We start from the raw sequence: 19,843 nt of genomic DNA, 5'->3' as shown, positions 1-19,843 counted from the left end.
GGGCCCGGCCGACGGCGGCGGCTGGCGGGTGCGCGCGGTGCTCCCGACCGGCGTGCCGGACGGCCGCGGGCACGGCTGGCCCGACGTCGTGGACGGCATCCTGATCGTCCAGTCGGTGCTGCTGCCCGCGCTGATCGCGTTCGTGCCGCCCGAGCCGGTGCTGCCCGGCTGGTCGCCGTGGTCGATGGCGCTGCTGGCCGCGGCGTTCCTGCTGCGGGCGCTGCCGCTGTGGTGGCGGCGGCACGCCCCCTACGCCGTCCTGGCCTGGACGACCGGGTTCGACATCGTCTGGGCCTGCACCGCCGGGACGACCCGGACCGCCATGACGGGGCTGCTGCTCGTCGGCGCGACCACCCTGGTCAGCGCCGTCTACGCGGTCGCCGCCTACGCCCGGCGCGGCGTCCCGACCTGGCCCGCGCCGCTGGTCGCCGCGCTCGCCTGGGCGGCGACGTTCGGGGCCGGGTTCGCCCGGCTCGGAGGCTCCTCGGCCCTGGTGCCGGGGCTGCTGGCGGGCTACGGCCTCGGCCTGGCGCTGTTCGTGCCCGCCTGGTCGGTCGGCAAGGCGGTGGTGACCCGCGGGCACCGCTGGGAGAACGCGGCGCTGGAGACCATGGCGGCCCGGGCGGGCGCGGCCGTCACCGCCGAACGGCACCGCGTCGCCCAGGGGCTGCGCGGCACCGTCCTGGACCGGACGGGCCGGTTCGTCCGCGTCGCCGAGGACGCGCTCGCCGACCCGGACGCCGACCGGTCCGCCGCGCTCGTCGAGGTCGCCGAGCACGCGCGCGCCGCCCTCAACGAGATGCGCGCGCTGCTGGACTCCCTGCGTCCGCCGCCCACCGCACCCGACCCGGCACCCGACCCGGCCCCAGAACCGGCGCTCGGCCGGGCGCACGTTCCCGAGCCCGCGCCCCCGGTCGCGACCGAAGACTCGAAACCGGTCGCCCCCGGCACCGGCGGGACGTGAGCCGGTCGGCGCGCGGGACCGGTCGGCCCGGGACGCGGAGGGTCAGTAGGACTTGGGCAGGCCCAGGGAGTGCTGCGCGACGAAGTTCAGGATCATCTCGCGGCTGACCGGGGCGATGCGCATGAGGCGGACGACCCCGGCGAGCATCCCGACGCCGTACTCGCTGGTCAGGCCGTTGCCGCCGTGCGTCTGGATCGCGGTGTCCACGCAGTGGACCGCGGCCTCGGCGGTGGCGTACTTGGCCATGTTCGCGGCCTCGCCCGCGCCCGCGTCGTCGCCCTCGTCGTACAGCCAGGCGGCCTTCTGGGCCATCAGCCGGGCGAGCTCCAGCTCGATCTTGGCCTGCGCGAGCGGGTGCGCCAGGCCCTGGTGGGCGCCGATCGGCGTCCGGAACACCTGCCGCTGGTTGGCGTAGGCCACCGCCTTGCCGAGCGCGAGCCGGCCGATGCCCGCGCCCATCGCGGACGCCATGATCCGCTCGGGGTTGAGCCCGGCGAACAGCTGGAGCAGCCCGCCGTCCTCGTCGCCGACCAGCGCCTCGTAGGGCAGCCGGACCTCGTCCAGGTGGCAGATGAACTGGCGCTCCGGCGAGATGATCTCCATCTCGATCGGGGTGAAGGTGAAGCCGGGCGCGTCGGTCGGGACGATGAACAGCGACGGCCGCAGGTTGCCCTTCTGGTCCTCGGTGCGGCCGACGAACAGCACCGCGTCGGCCTCGTCCACCCCGGAGATGAAGGTCTTCTGGCCTGTCAGCACCCAGCCGTCGCCGTCGCGGCGCGCCGTGGTGGTGATCCGGTGCGCGTTGGACCCGGCGTCCGGCTCGGTGATCGCGAACGCCATCTTCACCGACCCGTCGGCGAACCGCGGCAGCCAGTGCTTCTTCTGGTCCTCGGTGCCGGACCGGGCGATGATCGTGGCGCAGATCGCCGGGGACACCACCATCAGCAGCAGCGGGCACCCGGCGGCGGCCAGCTCCTCGCAGACGGCCGCCAGGTCGCCGATGCCGCCGCCCCCGCCGCCGTACTCCTCCGGGACGTTCACGCCGAGGTAGCCGAGCCGTCCGGCCTCGGCCCACAGCTCGTCGGTCTTCTCCCCGGTCCTGGCCTTGCGGATGTAGTAGTCCGGCCCGTACTTCGCGCCCAGCTCGGCGACCGCCGCGCGCAGCGCGCGCCGCTCCCCGGATTCGATGAAGCTCACGTGTGGGGGGTCCCTTCGGAGATCACAGCGAGGACCGATCCGGCCTCGACCTGCTGTCCTTGCGTCACGTTGAGGGCCGCCACGGTCCCGGCGGCGGGCGCGGCGATGCGGTGCTCCATCTTCATCGCCTCCAGGATGAGCAGCGTCTGCCCCTCCGCGACGTCCGCGCCCCGCTCGGTCTCGACGCGGACGACGGTGCCGGGCATCGGCGCGAGCAGCGAGCCCGGCGCGACCTGGCCGCTCGGGTCGGCGAAGCGCGGCTCGGGCGTCAGCGCCACGGGTCCGAGCGCGGAGTCGACGAACACCCGTCCGCCCACAGCTTGGACGTCGAAGGCGTACCGGACGCCGTCCACGTCTAGAACGACCTGTTCTGGCGACATGCCGACCAGCGCCACCGTGCCCGCTGCGTTATCCGCGTCGCCCGCGTCGCCTGTGACCAGGCCGTCGCGGGTCAGGCGGTACTCGACCTCGATCCCGCCCTCGAACGCCTTGCGCTGCGGCTGGGACGGGACGTTCCGCCATCCCGCCGGCAACCCGCCCAGGACGCGGGCCCCCGCACGGTTGGCGGCGGCGTCGGCGAGCGCGGCGGCCAGCGCGGACAGCCGCACGGCCCGCTCGTCCGCCAGCGGCCGGGCCAGCGTCTCCAGCCCCACCTCGTCCAGGTAGCCCGTGTGGGTGTCCCCGGCCAGGAACGCCTTCTCGCCGAGGACCCGCACCAGCAGCTCCCGGTTGGTGGTGACCCCGTGCAGGCGCGCGCCGCCCAGCGCCCGGCGGAGCCTGCGCGCGGCGGCGGCGCGGGTCGGCGCGTACGCGATGACCTTCGCCAGCATCGGGTCGTAGTGGACGCCGACCTCGCCGCCGCTCTCGTACCCGGCGTCCAGCCGCAGCCCGCCGTCAGCGGGGACGGCGAACCGGGCGTCCACGCCGGGGACGTCGAAGGCGTGCAGCACGCCGCCGGCGGGCCGCCAGTCGAGCGCCGGGTCCTCGGCGTACAGCCGGACCTCGATCGCGTGGCCGGACGGCCGGGGCGGCTCGTCCGGCAGCCGCTCCCCCTCGGCGATCTCCAGCTGGAGCCGGACCAGGTCCAGCCCGTACACGCACTCGGTCACCGGGTGCTCGACCTGGAGCCGGGTGTTCATCTCCAGGAAGAAGAACCGGCCGTCCGGCGCGAGCATGAACTCGACCGTGCCCGCCCCGACGTACTCGATCGCCCGCGCCGCGTCCACCGCCGCCGCGCACAGCCGCGCGCGCAGCTCCGGTCCCACCGCCGGGGACGGCGCCTCCTCGACGATCTTCTGGTGCCGGCGCTGGATCGAGCACTCCCGCTCCCCCAGCGCCCAGACCGTCCCGTGCGCGTCCGCGAGGATCTGCACCTCGATGTGCCGGGCGCGCTCCAGCAGCGGCTCGCAGAACACCGCCGGGTCGCCGAACGCCGACGCCGCCTCGCGCCCGGCCGCCGCCAGCCGCTCGTCCAGCCCGGCCAGGTCGCGGACCACCCGCATGCCGCGTCCGCCGCCGCCCGCCGACGCCTTCACCAGGATCGGCAGGTCCGCCTCGGTGACCTCGGCCGGGTCGAGCTGGGGCAGCACCGGCACCCCGGCCGCCGCCATGAGCCGCTTCGCCTCGGTCTTGGAGCCCATGGCCGCGACCGCCGCGGGCGGCGGCCCGACCCAGGTCAGCCCCGCGTCCAGGACGGCCCGCGCGAATCCGGCGTTCTCCGACAGGAACCCGTAGCCGGGGTGCACGGCGTCCGCGCCCGCCGCCCGCGCCGCCGCGATGAGGCTCTCGGCGCGCAGGTAGGTGTCGGACGGCGCGTCCCCCGGCAGCCGGACGGCCGCGTCGGCCTCCCGGACGTGCGGGGCGCCGGCGTCGGCGTCGGAGAACACCGCCACGGTCGCGATCCCCAGGTCGCGGCACGTGCGGAAGACGCGGCGGGCGATCTCGCCGCGGTTGGCGACCAGCAGTTTCTCGATCATCATCACATCCGGAAGACGCCGAAGCCGTCCGCGCCGCGCACGGGGGCGTTGTGGACCACCGACAGGCACAGGCCGAGCACGGTGCGGGTGTCGCGCGGGTCGATGACCCCGTCGTCGTACAGCCGCCCGGACAGGAAGAACGGCAGCGACTCGGCCTCGATCTGCGTCTCGACCAGTTCCCGCATCGCGCGGTCCTGCTCCTCGTCGTAGACCTGGCCGCGCGCCTCGGCGGCGGCGCGCGCGACGATCGACAGCACCCCGGCGAGCTGCTGCGGCCCCATCACCGCCGACTTGGCGCTCGGCCAGGTGAACAGGAAGCGCGGGTCGTACGCCCGGCCGCACATGCCGTAGTTCCCGGCCCCGTACGACGCGCCCATCACCACCGTCAGGTGCGGGACCTTCGAGTTCGCCACCGCGTTGATCATCAGGGCGCCGTGCTTGATGATCCCCGCCTGCTCGTACTCGGCGCCGACCATGTAGCCGGTGGTGTTGTGCAGGAACAGCAGCGGCGTGTCCGCCTGGTTGGCGAGCTGGATGAACTGCGCGGCCTTCTGCGCCTCCGCGCCGAACAGCACGCCCTGTGCGTTCGCGAGGATCCCGATCGGGTACCCGTGCAGCCGCGCCCACCCGGTGACCAGGCTCGTCCCGTAGAGGGGCTTGAACTCGTCGAACTCCGAGCCGTCCACGATCCGGGCGATCACCTCGCGCGGGTCGAACGGGACCTTCAGGTCCTCCGGGACGATCCCGGCCAGCTCCTCCGGGTCGTACAGCGGCTCGCGCACCGGAGCCGACGGCCCGGGGCCGAGCTTGCGGTGGTTGAGCCGCCGGACGATCCGGCGGCCGAGGCGCAGCGCGTCGTGCTCGTCCACCGCCATGTAGTCGGCGAGGCCGGACGTCCGGGCGTGCATCTCGGCACCGCCCAGAGACTCGTCGTCGGACTCCTCGCCGGTCGCCATCTTCACCAGCGGCGGCCCGCCGAGGAACACCTTCGCGCGCTCCTTCACCATGACCGTGTAGTCGCACATGCCCGGGATGTACGCGCCGCCCGCCGTGGAGTTGCCGAACACCAGCGCGATCGTCGGGATGCCCGCCGCCGACAGCCGGGTCAGGTCGCGGAACATCCGCCCGCCCGGGATGAAGATCTCCTTCTGCGTCGGCAGGTCCGCGCCGCCCGACTCCACCAGGTTGATCACCGGCAGCCGGTTCTCCAGCGCGATGTCGGACGCCCGGAAGCTCTTCTTCACCGTCCACGGGTTGCTGGCCCCGCCGCGCACCGTCGGGTCGTTCGCGACGATCAGGCACTCGACGCCCTCCACGACGCCGATGCCCGTGACGACCGACGCGCCGACCGGGAAGTCGCTGCCCCACGCGGCGAGCGGGCTCAGCTCCAAAAACGGCGAGTCCGGGTCGAGCAGCAGCTCGATCCGCTCCCGCGCGAGCAGCTTGCCACGCCCGCGGTGCCGCTGCACGTACTTGTCGCCGCCGCCCGCCAGCGCCTTGGCGTGCTCGGCGTCCAGCTCGGCCAGCTTGCCGAGCATCGCCGCCCTGCGCTCCCGGTACTCGGAGCTCGCGGCGTCCAGGGTGCTTCTGAGGGTCACAGGACGGCCTCCGGGACGATGACGGAACGGGACCGCAGCCACTCCCCGAGGGCCTTGCCCTGCGGGTCGAACCGGGTCGAGGCGGACACGCCCTCCTGCAGCAGCCCTTCGATCACGAAGTTCACCGCCCGCAGGTTCGGCAGTGCGTACCGGACGACCCGGTGGCCGCCGGTCTCCGGCAGGAGCTCGCGCAGGCGCGCCGCGGTGAGGTGGGCGCGGAGCCACGCGTACTGCGCGTCCGTCCGGACCCAGACGCCGATGTTGGCGTCCCCGCCCTTGTCGCCGCTGCGGGCCCCGGCGATCTCTCCGAGCGCGATCCTCTTTCCCGGCTCCCGCGCCGGAGTCGGCTCCGCGCTCTCGCCGGTCGAAGCGGATCGGAAGGCCGCAGCAGGCTCGGAGGGCTCGGAGCGGGGTGCCGCCGCGATCGCGACCTCGGTGCCGTCGGGGAGGACGGCCAGATGCGCGACCTCCTCGTTCGGGACGAAGGCCGGCCGGTACACGCCGTACGGGCCGCCCTTCCCGGGAGGCGACGTCATCGTGAAGCCGGGGTACCCCGCCAGCGCGAGCTCCACGGCGGCGTTGCTGAAGGCGCGCCCGACCTTCTCCGGGTCGGGGTCCAGGACGGCACAGCGCAGCAGCGCCGTCGCCTCCCCCTGGGTCGCGGGGTCGGACGCGGCCGAGCCGATCACCGTCCACTCGACCCGCCGCGGACGGTCCGTCCCCATGGCCGCGTCCATCTGCGCGCGGACGAGGGAGCCCTTCGCCTCGATGTCCAGCCCGGTGAGGACGAACGTCATCTCGTTGCGGTGCCCGCCCAGGTGGTTGAGGCAGACCTTCGTGGTCGGCGGCGGCGGCGAGCCCCGCACCCCCCTGATCCGCACCCGGTCCGGGCCGTCCTGCGCGAGCCGGACGGTGTCGAAGTGGGTCGTGACGTCCGGGCCGGCGTACGCGGGCGCGCCGATCTCGTAGAGCAGCTGCGCGGTGACCGTCCCGACCGTGACGGCGCCGCCGGTCCCCTCGTGCTTGGTGACGACGCTCGATCCGTCGGCGTGGATCTCGGCCAGCGGGAAGCCCGCGGGGCGCACCGGGGCCGCGTCCTTTACGTTGTAGATTTCTTGGAAGAAGGCGTAGTTCCCGCCGGTGGCCTGCGCGCCGCACTCCAGCACGTGCCCGGCGGCGGTCGCGCCGGCGAGCGCGTCCCAGTCGTCGCGCGCCCAGCCGAAGTGCGCGGCGGCGGGCCCGACCACGAGCGACGCGTCCGTGACCCGCCCGGTCACGACGACGTCGGCGCCCGCCTTCAGGCACTCCGCGATCCCCCACGCGCCGAGGTAGGCGTTGGCGGTGAGCGGCTGCCCGTACCGCTCGTCCTGGAATCCGAGCTCCCGCGCGCGGGCGAGCAGGTCGTCACCGTGGACGTGGCCGACCCTGACGTCCAGGCCGAGCCGGTCCGCCAGCTCCCCCAGCCGTTCGGCCAGCCCGCGCGGGTTCAGGCCGCCGGCGTTCGTCACGATCTTCACGCCGCGCTCGACGGCGAGCCCGAGCGCGTCCTCCATCTGCCTCAGGAACGTCCCCGCATACCCGCCGCCGGGGTCCTTCAGCTTCGAGCGGCCGAGGATGAGCATGGTCAGCTCGGCCAGGTAGTCCCCGGTGAGGACGTCCAGCGGGCCGCCCTCCAGCATCTCCCGGACGGCGCTGAACCGGTCGCCGTAGAAGCCCGAGGCGTTCCCGACGCGCAGCGGTCGACTCATGACCGGCACCCTGCCAGCCCGGCACGATAAAATCAATCGTGCATGATTGTTTTCTACCCGCGGGTACGGTGCGCGCGGGCCGCCGAGGCACCCCGAGGAGACCATGACCGCCCAGGCCGCCCCCCGCGAACCCCGGCAGGACCGCAGCCGCGCCACCCGCGCCCGCCTCCTGGAGGCCGCCGTCGACTGCCTGGCCTCGGTCGGCTGGGCCGGGACGACCGTGACCGTCGTCGCCGAGCGCGCCGGGGTCTCGCGCGGCGCGGCCCAGCACCACTTCCGCACCCGCGAGGAGCTGGTCACGGCCGCCGTCGAGTACGGCACCGAGGTCCGCCTGGAGCGGATGCGCGCCCGCCTCGACGAACTCGCCGGCCGCCGACCCGACACCCTGGAGGTGGTCACGCTCCTCGGCGAGATGTACTCCAGCCCGCTGTTCAAGGCCGCCCTGCAGCTGTGGGTCGCGGCGAGCTCGGACGAGCAGCTGCGCGCCCGGGTCGTCCCCCTCGAGGCCCGCTTCGGCCGCGAGGCGCACCGCCTGACCGTCGACGCCCTCGGCGCGGACGAGTCGCTGCCGGGCGTCCGGGAGACCGTCCAGGCCACGCTCGACCTGGTCCGCGGCCTCGGCCTCGCCGACCTCCTCACCGACGACTCCGCCCGCCGCACCCGCCTCCTCCGCCAGTGGGCGCGGACCCTGGACACCGCCCTCGCCCGACAGGACACCTAGGACGCCGTCCGCCGGCTGACCGGCGAGGACCCGTTCGTCCGCGCCGGAGTCGCCCGCTACGACATCGTCACCGTCTCCCCCGGACGCGTCCATGAGACCCTGAAAGCCGTCCTGGACGGCTCCCAGCCGCCTCGTCTACGGGAGCGGGCGCGCCACGACCCAGGTCCGGTCCTCGGTGAGGAACCCGTCGAGCCGCAGTCCGGCCTTCCCGAGGACCTCCGGCAGCTCGTCGTCGCCCAGCCGCCGCGTGGTGAAGGTGTGGGACCACGCGCGGTCTCCCGAGTCGTATTCGAGGGTGGCCGTGACCGTGCCCGGCCCGACCGGCACGACCTCGCTGAGCCGGGTGCGGACGCCGTTCCGGCCCGTCCACTCCCGGGGGAACTCGTCGAAGAACCCGTCCGGCTCGCGCTGGATCAGCACCCGCCCGCCGTCGCTCACGTGGCGGCGGCACGACGCCAGCAGCGCGTCGCGGTCACCGTAGTTGACCAGGAACGACATCAGCAGGACGCAGTCGAACCGCTCGTCCAGCGCCAGTTCCTCGATGCCGCTGCGCACCGTCCTGATCCCGGCCGGGACGTGCGCGAGCATGTCCGCCGACGCGTCCACGGCCGTCACCGGGTGGCCGAGCTCCCTGAGCGGCGCCGAGACCCGTCCGGTGCCCGAGCCGAGGTCGAGGACGGACGCCCCCTCGGGCAGGGCGTCGTGCACCAGGCGAGCGCTCGCATCGTCCGCGGGCGACACGAGGTAGTACTCGACGGCCGACCCGTCCTCGGCGATCGGCCCCGGACCGCTTCCATGCGCCACTGCGACTCCTTCACCACCAGGGCCCGCGACCGGCAGAGGCACGCCCGCCGCGGACCGGATTCAGCCGAGCACACCGTCCGGCACCCGGCCCCGTCCCATCCTGGTCTCGCGCCCGGTGAAAGATCCACCCGTTCGGCGGACGAAGATCATCGGCGGTCGTCCGCCCTCAGACCGCCGCAGGCTGAACCCGAACGCTGGACGCATGCCGACGCCCCGCCCACCGGACCGCGGCGGGAGCCGCGAACCCCGCCAGCGCGAACATGCCTCCCACGACGAACCATCCCGGCCGTCCCCAGGTGACGCAGAGGGAGATGAGCAGACTCGGCCCGAACGCCTCCGCCAACCCGGCGCCCAGGCCGAACACGCCCAGGTACTGGCCGGTGGCGTGCTCGGGGGCGAGCGCGAACGACACCTCGAAGCCCGCCGCCGAATGCCACAGCTCACCCACCGAGTGGACGACGACACCGCCGACGAGCAGCCCCGCGGCGGCCCACGCGGGAACCCCGGCCGCCAGCGAGACCAGCGCGGCCGACACCAGGAACGCCACCCCGGCCCGCCGGTACCCGGCGCCGCCCGCGGCCGGGGAGTCGACGCCGCGGCTCGCCCGCACCTGGAGCACCACCACGATGACCGTGTTGGTGACCATGGTGCCCGCGATCAGCCAGTGCGGCGCCGAGGTGGCCGCCACCAGCCACAGCGGCAGCGCCACGGTCAGCACCTTGAACTGGACGGCCATGACCCCCTCGAGCGCGGTGAGCAGCAGGTACGGCCGGTCCCGCAGCGCCGTCCAGCGCGGTCCGCCGGCCGCCGCCCCGGGCCTGACCCGCGGCAGAAGCGCCAGCGGAACGGCCGCGAGCAGGTTCGCCACCGCCAGCCCGAGCACGAGCGCCTGGTAGGCGGACGTGGTCCCGACGGCGACGATCCAGCCCGCCAGCAGGGCGCCGAGCGAGATCCCGACGTTCGTCACCGCGCGCAGATAGGCGCGGAACTCCTGGGGCCGCTCACCGCCGAACCGCCGGATGAGCGGGCTGCGCGCCGCCAGGCCCGCCGCCTGGGCACCGGTCGCCACGCAGACCACGAGCACGAACGGCCAGAACCCGTCCACCAGTGCGAACGAGGCCGCCGCCAGACCCCGCACGACCAGGGTGGTCGCGTAGACCCCGCGCGCCCCGACCCTGTCCGCCAGATGCCCCACTCCGATCCCGACGGCCAGCGAGACCAGCCCGGCGATGCCGAGACCGAGCCCCACCCGTTCCGCCGGCAGCCCCACGGCCTCGGTGAAGTACAGGACCCCCGCGGTGAGGTAGAGCCCGCTCCCCAGCGTGTAGAGGAAGTTGGACGCCACGATGACGCGCTGCGGGCCGCTCTCGGGCAACAGGTGGGGCATGGGGAGCACCGTCCTCGAAGAAATCTGCCGGACTCCACCTCGTTGCAACTTACTCGCAATTACAAGTCATCCGCAGCAGATACTCCGGCGTTGGGGAGCCGGCCCCAGACACGGGCCGTGGTCACAGCAGGTGTCTGTTCCGCATGAAGGTTGCGTTCCGGGTGAAGGTTGCGCGTACCGACGTTGCGTTCGGGTGAACCTTGCGTCGCGTCGGCCCGGGGTGCGACATGATGTGCCGCTGTGCCTGGGGTGCGGTCGGTTCCAGGGTGGTGCTCCTGCCCGGGTTGAAGGGTTCGAGCTCGCGTATGTCACCGGAGACGGCGGGCAGGCTCGGGTGGGTCTGGCTGATGCGTGGTCGTTGCGGTTGGAGCGGGCCGCGCCGGTGCGGCAGTTCGTCTCCTACCGGGGTCAGCGGCATCTGACTGGCCGCTGGTGGTCGGCGACCGGCGACCGGCATGTGGGTTATGAGTCGTGGCTGGAGCGCGATCACTTGGCGGCGTTCGACTTCGACCCGTAGGTCGTGGCGATCGCCTCGCAACCGTTCTGGTTGTTCTGGGAGAACGGGGCGGGCAGGTCACGCTCGCATGCGCCTGACTACTTCCTGCGCCGAGGTGATGGCTCGGAGTTGGTGGTCGATTGCCGTCCGGAGGAGCGGTGGCCGGCACGGGCGCTGGAGGCATTCGAGGCGACCCGGGCGGCCTGAGCGCTGACGGGGTGGGAGTACCGGTTGGTCGGGGCTCCGGATCCAGTGACGACGGCGAACATTCGCTGGCTGGCTGGCTACCGTCATCCGCGCCACCGGGTGGCCGCGATCGCCGCTCGGTTGCTGGATTTTCGGTGGTTGATGGGGAGCCGCTGCCGGAGGTGACGCCGCTGGGGTTGCTGGAGGGGTTGCCGCCGGAGGTCTTGGAGGAGGCGAGGACCTGGGAACGGCACATCGTGGAGGTGTTGACGGGGTTGCCGCCGGGTGCTGAGCCGGGCACGGCCGGACGCCCCGAATACGACCCGGTGCAGCACAGTTTGCGCGCCCGTGATCGGGCCAAGGCGGCCGAGCTGGGGGTGAGTGAGCGGACGGTTCAGGGCCGTCGGCTGCGGTTCGGTGATCAGGGGTTGTGGGGGCTGGTCGATCAGCGGGCGCTGCGGGAAGTGGAGGTCGGTGGCCGGGCCGACCCGAGGCTGATCATTGCGTTGCAGGAGGCGATCGCGGCCGAGGCGGGGACCTCGACCGGAACCAGGTCCCGGTTGATCCCCCGGGTCACCAAGAACCTGGAGGAGACGCACGGCCCGGGGGTGGTTCCGCTGCCGGGCAAGACGACGTTCTACCGGCTGATCGACGCGCTTTCGGCCGGAAGGCACACCTTTGGGTCGGCGGTCACCCGCCGCCAGACGGCCCTTTCACCCCGACGATGGCCGGCCAGCCGGGCGAGCAGGTTCAGATCGACTCCACGCCGTTGGACGTGATGGTGGTGCTCGATGACGGGCTGACTGCCCGCGCCGAGCTGACGATCGCCGTTGATGTTGCGACGCGGACGATCTGCGCTGCGGTGCTGCGACCGGTCGGCACCAAGGCGGTCGATGCGGCGTTGCTGTTGGCGCGGATGCTGGTGCCCGAGCCGATGCGGCCGGGCTGGGATCGTTCGCTGGCGATGGCGTCCTCGCGGCTCCCGCACGACCGCCTGATGGAGGTGGACGCGCGGATGGAGCAGGCGGCGGCCAAGCCCGTGATCGTGCCAGACACCGTGGTGATCGACGGCGGAAAGGTGTTCATTTCCGAGGCGTTCCTGCGGGCTTGGGAGCGGTTGGGCATCTCGGTTCAGCGCGCCCGCCCGCGCACTCCGACCGACAAGGCGATCGTCGGAGGCGACGTTCGGCGCGGTCAACACGTTGTGGTGCCAGCACCTGCCCGGTTACGCCGGCCGGGACGTCACCCGCCGTGGCGCGGCGGCCGAGGCGGAGGCGGCTTGGACCGTCTCCGAGCTTCAAGATCTGCTGGATGAGTGGATCGTCTGCGGTTGGCAGATGCGCCCCGGATGATGCGCTGCGCGATCCCTACCTGCCCCGGCGGGCGGTTTCTCCGAACGACGCCTACGCCGCGCAGGTCGCCGCCGGCTACCTGCCGTTGGTGCTTGCTGGGGAGGACTACCTGGAGTTGCTGCCGGTTCGCCTGCCGGGCGATCAACGACTACGGGATCCGGCTGGACTACCGCACCTACGACACCGACCACCGCGGCGGCCTCGACGAGTTGGAGCCCTACCGGCGCCAGCACTCGGAAGTCATGGCCAAGAAGGGACTCTGGGAAGTTCACTACGACCCCTACGACGTCTCCAAGGTGTTCGTCCGCACCCAGCAGGGCTGTGTCACCGTTCCCTGGACCCACCAGGCGATGGTGAACGCGCCGTTCGCCGACTTCACCTGGCGGCATGCCCGCCGCCTGGCCGCGATGCGGGGCTTGGACGACATCTGCGAGAGCGACGTCGCCCGCGTCTTGGACGACCTGCTCACCCGGGCCGAGAACGGCCCGGCACGACTGAGGGGCGATCGGCGCACAGCGGCGATCGCCGCGCGCACCAAGCCCGCCGCGCCTGCTGGGCGGCGCACCCCCGACCGCCAGCCGACCGAACCTGAGCACGTCCAGGACGAGCCCGTCGGCGGCAAACCGGTGGTGACGTTCGGGATTCTCGATGCCGCAGCCGAAGCCGAGAAGTGGATATGAGCCGCCGCACCCGCCCGACCTGGTTGGAACCCGCACAGTCCTCACCGGAGGTCCCCGAGCGGGAGGCGCTTCCGCCGGGCAACCCGCTGACCACCAGGGAGGGCTGGAGACGGTTCGTCGGCCGCGCCCCGCGCCCGCCCGAGCCGTTGAGCGCCGAGGCCCTGCTGGCACTTCCCCGCGCGACGCGGGCCGCTCGCCAGGACGCGCGGCGGGACTATCACGCCGACCTTCCGCTGGTGAGCACCCCGACGATCCAGAAGGTCATCGCCACCGGCAGGTTGCTGGTTCAGCTGAACCGCAACCAGATCTCGGCACGCCGGGGCGCGATCATCAGCGGAATGTCGGGGACCGGCAAGACAACCGCGCTCACCCAATTGGCTCGCGCGCACGAGCTCGCCACCCGCAGGCGGCATCCCCGCGATCCGGAGCGGATGCCGGTGCTCTATGTGACGATTCCACCGGCGGCGACCCCGCGGATGCTCGCGGTTGAGTTCGCCCGCTTCTTCGGCCTGGAGATCGGCCCGAGCGCCAACCTCACCGATGTCACCAACACCGTCTGTTCGGTCGCCGCGCACACCCACGTCGCCCTGGTGCTGGTGGATGAGATCCACAACCTCAACCTGGCGACCCGTTTCGGCGCCGAGGTCTCCGATCAGCTGAAGTACTTCGCCGAGCGGCTGCCCGCAACGTTCATCTACGCCGGAGTCGAAGTCGAGGCCCAGGGACTGTTCGCCGGAGCGCGCGGACGGCAGATCGCCGGACGGTTCGCCGTCGTTGAGGCCGCCCCGTTCGCCTACGGCACCGCCGAGCAGCGGAACGCCTGGGACGCCCTGGTCGCCACGCTGGAGAGCACGCTGCGGCTGCGTGACCACACCCCCGGCACCCTGCCCGCGATAGCCGAAGACCTCTACCGCCGGACCGGCGGGATGATCGGCAGTCTCTCCCAGCTGGTTCGGGGCGCGGCGATCCTGGCCATCGAGACCGGCATCGAGCAGATCACCGACGACCTGCTGGACCTGGTTCCCCTCGACTACGCCGCGATACGGCACACCGCGCCCACCAAGACCAGCAGGCGCGCACTGGGCGAGATCGCGACGCTATGATGCCCAGCCCCTCGCCGCTGCCGCGCCGCCTGCCGATCGCGCCGCCGCCCGCCCGGCACGAGATCCTCGCCTCCCATCTCGCCCGCCTGGCAGCGCTCAACGGCCTGGACGGCGACGAGCTCTGGCAACGAGTCACCGCGCCCTTCCCGACGCTCCGCCGCCGCACTCCCGACCCCGACTCCCTGGCCGCGCTCACCGGACGACCCGCCTGGCACCTGGCCGGCGCGCTGCTGGAGCTGCGTGACCCACCCCCGACCTGGGAGGCGTTCCGGCACCACCCCGCAGATCGGCTGCCCACGCTGCGACGCCCGCCACCCCGGCGGCAAGGTGTTCCGGCTCTCTCCCCACCACCGCTACCTCTGCACCCGGCACCGCTACTGGATCGGCCCACCCGCCTCAACAAGCCTGGCCCGTTCACCGAGCCCGGACACGAACTCCTCAAGGCCCAACGACAGCACCCGCGCCTGCTGCGCCGCCGCGGCTGGGCCGCCACCTACGACGCGGTCCTCACTGCGTTCATGATCTGCGGCGCGCGCTGGGGCCCGCGCGGCAAGCTCGACACCGACAGCACGTTCGTTCAGCAGACGATCTGGGACATCCGCAGCTACACCCTGATCCCCGAAGGCACCGAACGACAGACGTTCAGCTCCTCGCGCGGCTTCGCCGCGATCTACCCCGAAGCGATCGAGCTCGCCCCGCTCGTGGCCGACCCCTACTGGCGGAAGATGGCCGCCGGAAACGGCGCCGAACTCGACCTCTTCCTCACCCAGGTCAGGCACCGTCTCCGCGATCCGGACTACCAGCCCAGCCCCGAGGCCGACGCCGTCGCGCACTGGATCGAACAAGACTGCTGGCGGCCCCCCTGCCCACCCCCGACGACCTTCGCCGCAGCGCCGGGGCACCGCAAGCCCAGCCAGCTGAACACCCCCATCAGCTCGGCCAGCCTGAAGCGCCACGACAACGCCCTGGTCTGGTTCACCCGCAAACGCCAGTGCGGCAACTTGATCCTGCACCACCGCACCATCCACCCCGTCCTGATCCGCGAGTGGTCGATCGAGATGGAGCAGTACGCCGGAGCGATCTGGCAGAGCCAACGGACGGCGAAGCGGTTCCGATGACACCGCTCCCCGAAGACGCAAAATGGACCCGGACGACACACGCCCCGCTGCCCGCACGAACCCTGCATCCGCCCAGTTCCTCACTCGCGCTTACGCAAGGTCAGGCCGGCAGCATGGGCAGTGCCACCACCCACGCCCCAAGATCAGCCAGCAATACCAAGTAGGTCCGGACTCGGATTCAGAGGACAGATGCAACCTCACATGCGACACCCATGGCTGGGCGACCTCGGGGCCCACGGCAGAGATCTCCTCGTCGCCCGGGTCGACATCTCCACCACCATCTGGCCTGCTCTCAACGACGACGAAACCGACGTCATGGTCCTCATCTACTCGGCCGAACGCGGCGAAGACTTCCCCCATCTGGTCAACGCCGCCGCGACCCGGACCCAGAACGTCCTAGCCAACCTCGAATCAATCAAGACCTACGCCATCGAGCACGCCCCCACCGACTGGCGACCACACCTTCAAACGACGGACACAGCCCCGATCCCCGATCGGCTCCACCTGGATGACGTCTCCGTCCTCGCGGCCTGCACCGTGGTCAGCTTCAGTCATCCAGACCTCGGCATCCTCGACGTTCAAACCGACCTCCAGGGGCAGTGCGAGGCCATCGACCACACCTCCTGGAACCCAAGATCCACCGAACATGCAAAGTAGATCCGAACAAGATCCACACTCCTGTTCAGACCTACTCTTCAACCCGCAGGTCACGCACGGCGGGCCCTGCAACCTTCCCCCGGAACGGACAGCAGGCGGTCGACCAGCCCGTCGATGTACTCCGGGGTGAGCGGGCCCATGCCGAACAGGACGCGGATGTACATGGGGGCCAGGACGTGGTCCAGCACCGCGAACGCGTCGGGGGCGTCCTCGCCCCGTTCGCTGGCGCGATCGAGCATGGACTGCAGTTGCCGGGTGCGTTCGGCGCGGAGGCCCTCGCCGGCCCGCACGCCCTGCTGACCGGTCTTCGACAGGGCGATGGCCAGGTGCAGCAGCACCGGACCGTCGGGCCCGGTGATCTCCCGGGCCACGTTGGCCGCGTACGTGCGCAGGTCACCGGCCAGGCTCCCGGTGTCGGGCATCGGCGACCGGGCGTTGAGGCGGGTGAGCACCACGTCGGCGAGCAGGTTCTCCAGATTGCCCCACCGGCGGTAGATGCTGCTGTCGGCCACGCCCGCGCGGGCCGCGACGTCGCGGACGGAGAACGCGCCGTATCCGCGCTCCCCGACCAGCTCCGTCACGGCCTGGTGCACTTCCGCGGCGACGCGCGCACTGCGCCCGCCGGGCCGCCGGACCCGCTGTCGCTCTTCCACGCCACCACCTTAACGCAGTAGGGACTTGCGTTTGTGGCGCACTGCTCCCTACAGTCGCCTAACGCAGTCAACGACTGCGTTAACAGCGCTTCGCCGCACCATCTGCTTCCACCTGCGGCTGAGCGCGACCGATGCTTGAGAGGAATCTCCCCATGGCTGCATCCCCCGCGGCTGTAGGCGGCCGGTCGAACCGTGCCGTGCTGCTCACGGTGACCTGCCTGGGCCAATTCATGGTCCTGCTCGACAACACGATCGTCGGAGCCGCGCTGCCCGACATGCAGCACCGGCTGCACACGCAGCTGACCGGCCTGCAGTGGATCGTCGACGCCTACGTCCTGCTGGTCGCCATGCTGCTGCTGTCCGGCGGCATCTTCGCCGACCGGTTCGGCCGCAAGCGCGTGTACCTGACCGGCGTGGTCGTGTTCACCGCCGCGTCGGTGCTGTGCAGCCTCGCCCCCTCGCTCGGCTGGCTGGTCGCCGGCCGGGTGCTGCAGGGCATCGGCGCCGCGGCGCTGAGCCCCGCCTCGCTGGCCCTGCTCGCCGCCGCGCATCCCGTTCCCCAGGAACGGATCAAGGCGATCGGCCTGTGGGCGGGACTGAGCGGGATCGGTCTGGCCGCGGGTCCCGTGGCCGGTGGCCTGCTCACGGACGCCTTCGGCTGGCCGGCCATCTTCCTGGTCAATCTGCCGATCGGCGCGGTCCTGTTGCTGCTCGGCCTGCGCGGCCTCGAAGAGACCCGCAATCCGAACGCCCCCGCCATCGACGTCCCCGGGACGGTGCTGTCCGTCCTGGGTGTGGGGACGCTGACCTACGGACTGATCGAGGGCGGCGCCCGCGGCTGGACGTCCCCGGTGATCCTCGCGAGCTTCGCCGCCGCGGCAGTCCTCCTCGCCGTGTTCATCACCGTCGAAGCGCGACGCCCGGCGCCGATGCTGCCGCTGCGGCTGTTCCGGCAGCGGCTGTTCACCGTGTCCAACACCGCCATGGTCGTGGTGGGGTTCGCGCTCATGGGCTCGTCGTTCTTCTTCTCCCAGTTCTTCGTGTACGTCCAGGGCAGCTCGATCCTGCGCGCCGGTCTGCAGACCCTCCCCACGTCCCTCACCATGGTGGTCGTCAGTCCGTACGCCGGACGGCTCGCCGCCCGGTACGGCTTCCGCGTCGTGGTCACCGTCGGACTGGCCCTGGCGGGCCTGGGCCTGCTGGCGCTCGGCATGGTGCACGCCGACACCGGCTACGGGAACGTGTGGTGGCGGCTGGGAGTCGTCGGCGTCGGATTCGCCCTGACCATGTCCCCGCTGACGGGAGCCGCCATCCAGGCGGTCAGCCCGCAGGAGGGCGGACTCGCGTCGGGCATCAGCAGCACCACACGGCAGATCGGCGCGGTGCTCGGCGTGGCGGTGCTCGGAGTCGTCGTCCGCACCCGCCAGTCCGGCGGCGCCTCCTTCGAGACCGGCCTCAACAGCGCCTTCGTCACGGCCGGAGCCATCACCCTGGCCACCGCCGTGTTCACCGGCCTGTGGCTCGCGAGGTCAAAGCCCCGGGAGAGCTCCGCGACGTCCCCGCGTCCCACCGACCAGGATGCGGTCACCACCTCGAGCGAGGCATCCGCGACCACCCCCTAGCGACCAGAAGCACCTCGGCCGGGCCTACTTTCGGCGGACGCGGGACCTACTGAAGCCCGCGATGCACTCCGCCTCCCTGACCCCAGGAGTCCGATCCAACGCCCCGAGCGGGGGGGGAATCCCGCAATCGCCGACCTGGCCGCCGCCGCCCGAACGTCACGAGCGACGGCGGCCACCCAAGGATCCCTCCCTTACGACATGTCATCTCCCCCAGGCCCTCAAGCCCCGCCCCCGCCCCCGCCCGAAGCCGAAGATCTCCCTACCGAGCGAGGTGCGAGGGTCAGGCGGCGCCCTTCCTGACCGCCTGGCTCACCTCGGCCGGCGAGACCTGCCAGGGGGCGCCGTGTCCCGGCAGTACCCAGGAGGCCTTCAGCTCCGCGATCTCGTCCAGGGAGGCCAGCGCCGCCTCCGGGTCGTCGGTGAAGGGCGCGGGCTGCGGGCCCTCGCGGCCGGTCAGCACGTGCCGCGTGGTCAGGGCATCGCCGACGAAGAGCGCGTCGGCGATCGGGACGTGCACCGCCACGCTTCCCGGCGAGTGCCCCGGCATCCCGACGATCACCGGGCTCCCCGGCAGGTCCAGGACGTCACCCTCACGGATCTCGGTCACCTCCTTGAGGTGGTTCGTGCGCAGCCCGTTCTTGCGGAGGGAGTACCCGAAGAAGCCAAGTGTCGGACCGATGCGCATGGGACCGAACACCGTCTTGGGCTTCTCTCCCGTGCGGGCGCGAACCGAGTCGGCGGCATGGATGAACACGGGCACCCCGTGCTCGCTGCGCAACCGCTCGGCGAAGCCGATGTGGTCGGAGTCGCCGTGCGTGAGAATGAGGCCGCGGACATCGTCCACCGACTTGCCCAGCGAGCCGAGTTCACTCTGCAGGTCGCTCCAGTGACCGGGCAGGCCCGCGTCGATGAGCGTGATGCCCTCGTCGGTGTCGACCAGATAGCACGCCACGATGTCGTTGCCGAGGCGGTGCAGATGCGGTCCGAGCTTCATGTGTTCTCCCAGGGAGGGCGACGGCGATGATCGTGAACGCCAATGAAATTGCCCACACTGACGAACGTCAATAGTTCCGCTTGATCGCGAACGATGAAGCTCTCCGACCACACGCTTCGCGATGGGAACGCCACCCCGTGACATGATCCCGTGAGCCGGATGGCCGCGAAGTCCTCATGAGAGGCGCGGGCCCCTGCCGCGGGCCGTTAGGCGAGCACCAAGGCCAAGACCAGGCCGCCAGGTGTGAAGACCATCGTGGCCAGGTGGACGAACAAGGCTCGCGTCATGGCCAGCACGGAGAACAACAGCAGCCCTCCGACGAACCAGACACCGAGAATCTGACCCCCGAGGACCTGGGCGGCGTCCTCCTGCTCCCGGGTCGTGGCCCCGAAGCCGATCAGCAGCGCGAAGAGCACCCCGCAGAGCGGTACGTTGACCGCGCCGACGACGACAGCAGCCGTCTTGTCCGCCCGGCGTACGCGTCTCCAGATCCCCACGGCGCTCACGAGCACGGAGCCTATCCGCGACTCCACCCACCCTGCTCTGCCAGATCCGACAAAACAAAAAAAGCCCCGCCACTAAGTGGC

19 protein-coding genes are annotated in these 19,843 nt (G+C 72.0%); 10 read left to right on the top strand and 9 right to left on the bottom strand.

The genetic code is table 11. The features are described from left to right. Positions 1–964, top strand: a 964-nt coding sequence (locus DZF91_RS40815; RefSeq protein WP_199487147.1) for a histidine kinase dimerization/phosphoacceptor domain-containing protein, incomplete at its 5' end; no start/stop codon positions are given. A 42-nt stretch (positions 965–1,006) separates the two neighbouring features. On the opposite strand, the gene DZF91_RS36965 is transcribed toward DZF91_RS40815, so the two are convergent. From DZF91_RS36965 to DZF91_RS36950, 4 genes are read right to left on the bottom strand one after another with little or no spacing between them, the layout of a single operon-like run. Next, on the bottom strand, positions 1,007–2,161 hold the full coding sequence (locus DZF91_RS36965; protein WP_117361674.1) for an acyl-CoA dehydrogenase family protein: 1,155 nt from the start codon (positions 2,159–2,161) through the stop codon (positions 1,007–1,009). After that, the gene (locus DZF91_RS36960; protein ID WP_117361673.1) at positions 2,158–4,137 is read right to left on the bottom strand and encodes an acetyl-CoA carboxylase biotin carboxylase subunit; all 1,980 of its coding nucleotides are present in this window, start codon (positions 4,135–4,137) and stop codon (positions 2,158–2,160) included. The genes DZF91_RS36965 and DZF91_RS36960 overlap by 4 nt, the downstream gene beginning before the upstream one ends. Before the next feature lie 2 nt (positions 4,138–4,139). After that, positions 4,140–5,675, bottom strand: a complete 1,536-nt coding sequence (locus tag DZF91_RS36955; protein ID WP_235834837.1) for an acyl-CoA carboxylase subunit beta — start codon at positions 5,673–5,675, stop codon at positions 4,140–4,142. A 56-nt stretch (positions 5,676–5,731) separates the two neighbouring features. Beyond that, complete coding sequence (locus DZF91_RS36950; RefSeq protein ID WP_117361672.1) at positions 5,732–7,483, bottom strand: acyclic terpene utilization AtuA family protein; 1,752 nt, start codon at positions 7,481–7,483, stop codon at positions 5,732–5,734. A 103-nt stretch (positions 7,484–7,586) separates the two neighbouring features. Here DZF91_RS36950 and DZF91_RS36945 point away from each other — a divergent pair, with 103 nt between their 5' ends. Further along, positions 7,587–8,204, top strand: coding sequence for a TetR/AcrR family transcriptional regulator (locus DZF91_RS36945; RefSeq protein ID WP_117361671.1), 618 nt, complete (start codon positions 7,587–7,589; stop codon positions 8,202–8,204). Between the two features lie 135 nt (positions 8,205–8,339). Here the strand turns inward: DZF91_RS36945 and DZF91_RS36940 are convergent, their stop codons facing one another. Together DZF91_RS36940 and DZF91_RS36935 are read right to left on the bottom strand one after the other, a co-directional pair. Continuing rightward, positions 8,340–9,008: a class I SAM-dependent methyltransferase gene (locus DZF91_RS36940; protein WP_117361670.1), complete on the bottom strand. Its 669-nt coding sequence runs from the start codon at positions 9,006–9,008 to the stop codon at positions 8,340–8,342. Between the two features lie 166 nt (positions 9,009–9,174). Continuing rightward, a complete protein-coding gene (locus tag DZF91_RS36935; protein WP_117361669.1) occupies positions 9,175–10,395 on the bottom strand; it encodes an MFS transporter in 1,221 nt (406 codons plus the stop codon). Positions 10,396–10,627: 232 nt separating this feature from the next. Here DZF91_RS36935 and DZF91_RS39200 point away from each other — a divergent pair, with 232 nt between their 5' ends. The 7 genes from DZF91_RS39200 to DZF91_RS36910 all read left to right on the top strand — a co-directional run bounded on the left by DZF91_RS39200 (position 10,628) and on the right by DZF91_RS36910 (position 15,987). Further along, the gene (locus DZF91_RS39200) at positions 10,628–10,912 is read left to right on the top strand and encodes a hypothetical protein (protein WP_147341556.1); all 285 of its coding nucleotides are present in this window, start codon (positions 10,628–10,630) and stop codon (positions 10,910–10,912) included. Positions 10,913–11,232: 320 nt separating this feature from the next. After that, positions 11,233–11,856: a hypothetical protein gene (locus DZF91_RS40810; protein WP_158588133.1), complete on the top strand. Its 624-nt coding sequence runs from the start codon at positions 11,233–11,235 to the stop codon at positions 11,854–11,856. Next, positions 11,802–12,392 carry a hypothetical protein gene (locus DZF91_RS40805; protein ID WP_158588132.1) on the top strand — a complete coding sequence of 197 codons (591 nt, stop codon included), beginning with the start codon at positions 11,802–11,804 and terminating at the stop codon, positions 12,390–12,392. The genes DZF91_RS40810 and DZF91_RS40805 overlap by 55 nt, the downstream gene beginning before the upstream one ends. 129 nt (positions 12,393–12,521) lie before the next feature. Beyond that, complete coding sequence (locus tag DZF91_RS40800; RefSeq protein ID WP_199487145.1) at positions 12,522–13,109, top strand: hypothetical protein; 588 nt, start codon at positions 12,522–12,524, stop codon at positions 13,107–13,109. After that, a complete protein-coding gene (locus tag DZF91_RS36920) occupies positions 13,106–14,212 on the top strand; it encodes a TniB family NTP-binding protein (RefSeq protein ID WP_117361667.1) in 1,107 nt (368 codons plus the stop codon). The genes DZF91_RS40800 and DZF91_RS36920 overlap by 4 nt, the downstream gene beginning before the upstream one ends. Then, positions 14,209–15,330, top strand: a complete 1,122-nt coding sequence (locus DZF91_RS36915; protein WP_147341555.1) for a TniQ family protein — start codon at positions 14,209–14,211, stop codon at positions 15,328–15,330. Before DZF91_RS36920 ends, DZF91_RS36915 begins: the two co-directional genes overlap by 4 nt. 201 nt (positions 15,331–15,531) lie before the next feature. Further along, positions 15,532–15,987 (top strand): hypothetical protein, encoded by a 456-nt coding sequence (locus DZF91_RS36910; protein WP_117361665.1) that lies wholly within the window; start codon positions 15,532–15,534, stop codon positions 15,985–15,987. A gap of 50 nt (positions 15,988–16,037) precedes the next feature. On the opposite strand, the gene DZF91_RS36905 is transcribed toward DZF91_RS36910, so the two are convergent. Further along, positions 16,038–16,640: a TetR/AcrR family transcriptional regulator gene (locus DZF91_RS36905; protein WP_117361664.1), complete on the bottom strand. Its 603-nt coding sequence runs from the start codon at positions 16,638–16,640 to the stop codon at positions 16,038–16,040. Positions 16,641–16,792: 152 nt separating this feature from the next. On the opposite strand from DZF91_RS36905, the gene DZF91_RS36900 reads away from it, so the two are divergent. Beyond that, a complete protein-coding gene (locus DZF91_RS36900; protein WP_117361663.1) occupies positions 16,793–18,262 on the top strand; it encodes an MFS transporter in 1,470 nt (489 codons plus the stop codon). Between the two features lie 280 nt (positions 18,263–18,542). Here DZF91_RS36900 and DZF91_RS36895 read toward each other — a convergent pair whose 3' ends face one another. Continuing rightward, positions 18,543–19,256: an MBL fold metallo-hydrolase gene (locus DZF91_RS36895; RefSeq protein WP_117361662.1), complete on the bottom strand. Its 714-nt coding sequence runs from the start codon at positions 19,254–19,256 to the stop codon at positions 18,543–18,545. 206 nt (positions 19,257–19,462) lie between these two features. Further along, positions 19,463–19,753 (bottom strand): hypothetical protein, encoded by a 291-nt coding sequence (locus DZF91_RS36890; protein WP_199487144.1) that lies wholly within the window; start codon positions 19,751–19,753, stop codon positions 19,463–19,465. Between the last annotated feature and the right edge of the window lie 90 nt (positions 19,754–19,843).

The organism is Actinomadura logoneensis, assembly GCF_003428695.1.
Classification (GTDB): domain Bacteria; phylum Actinomycetota; class Actinomycetes; order Streptosporangiales; family Streptosporangiaceae; genus Spirillospora; species Spirillospora logoneensis.
This window is presented reverse-complemented; position numbering and strand designations above follow the sequence as displayed.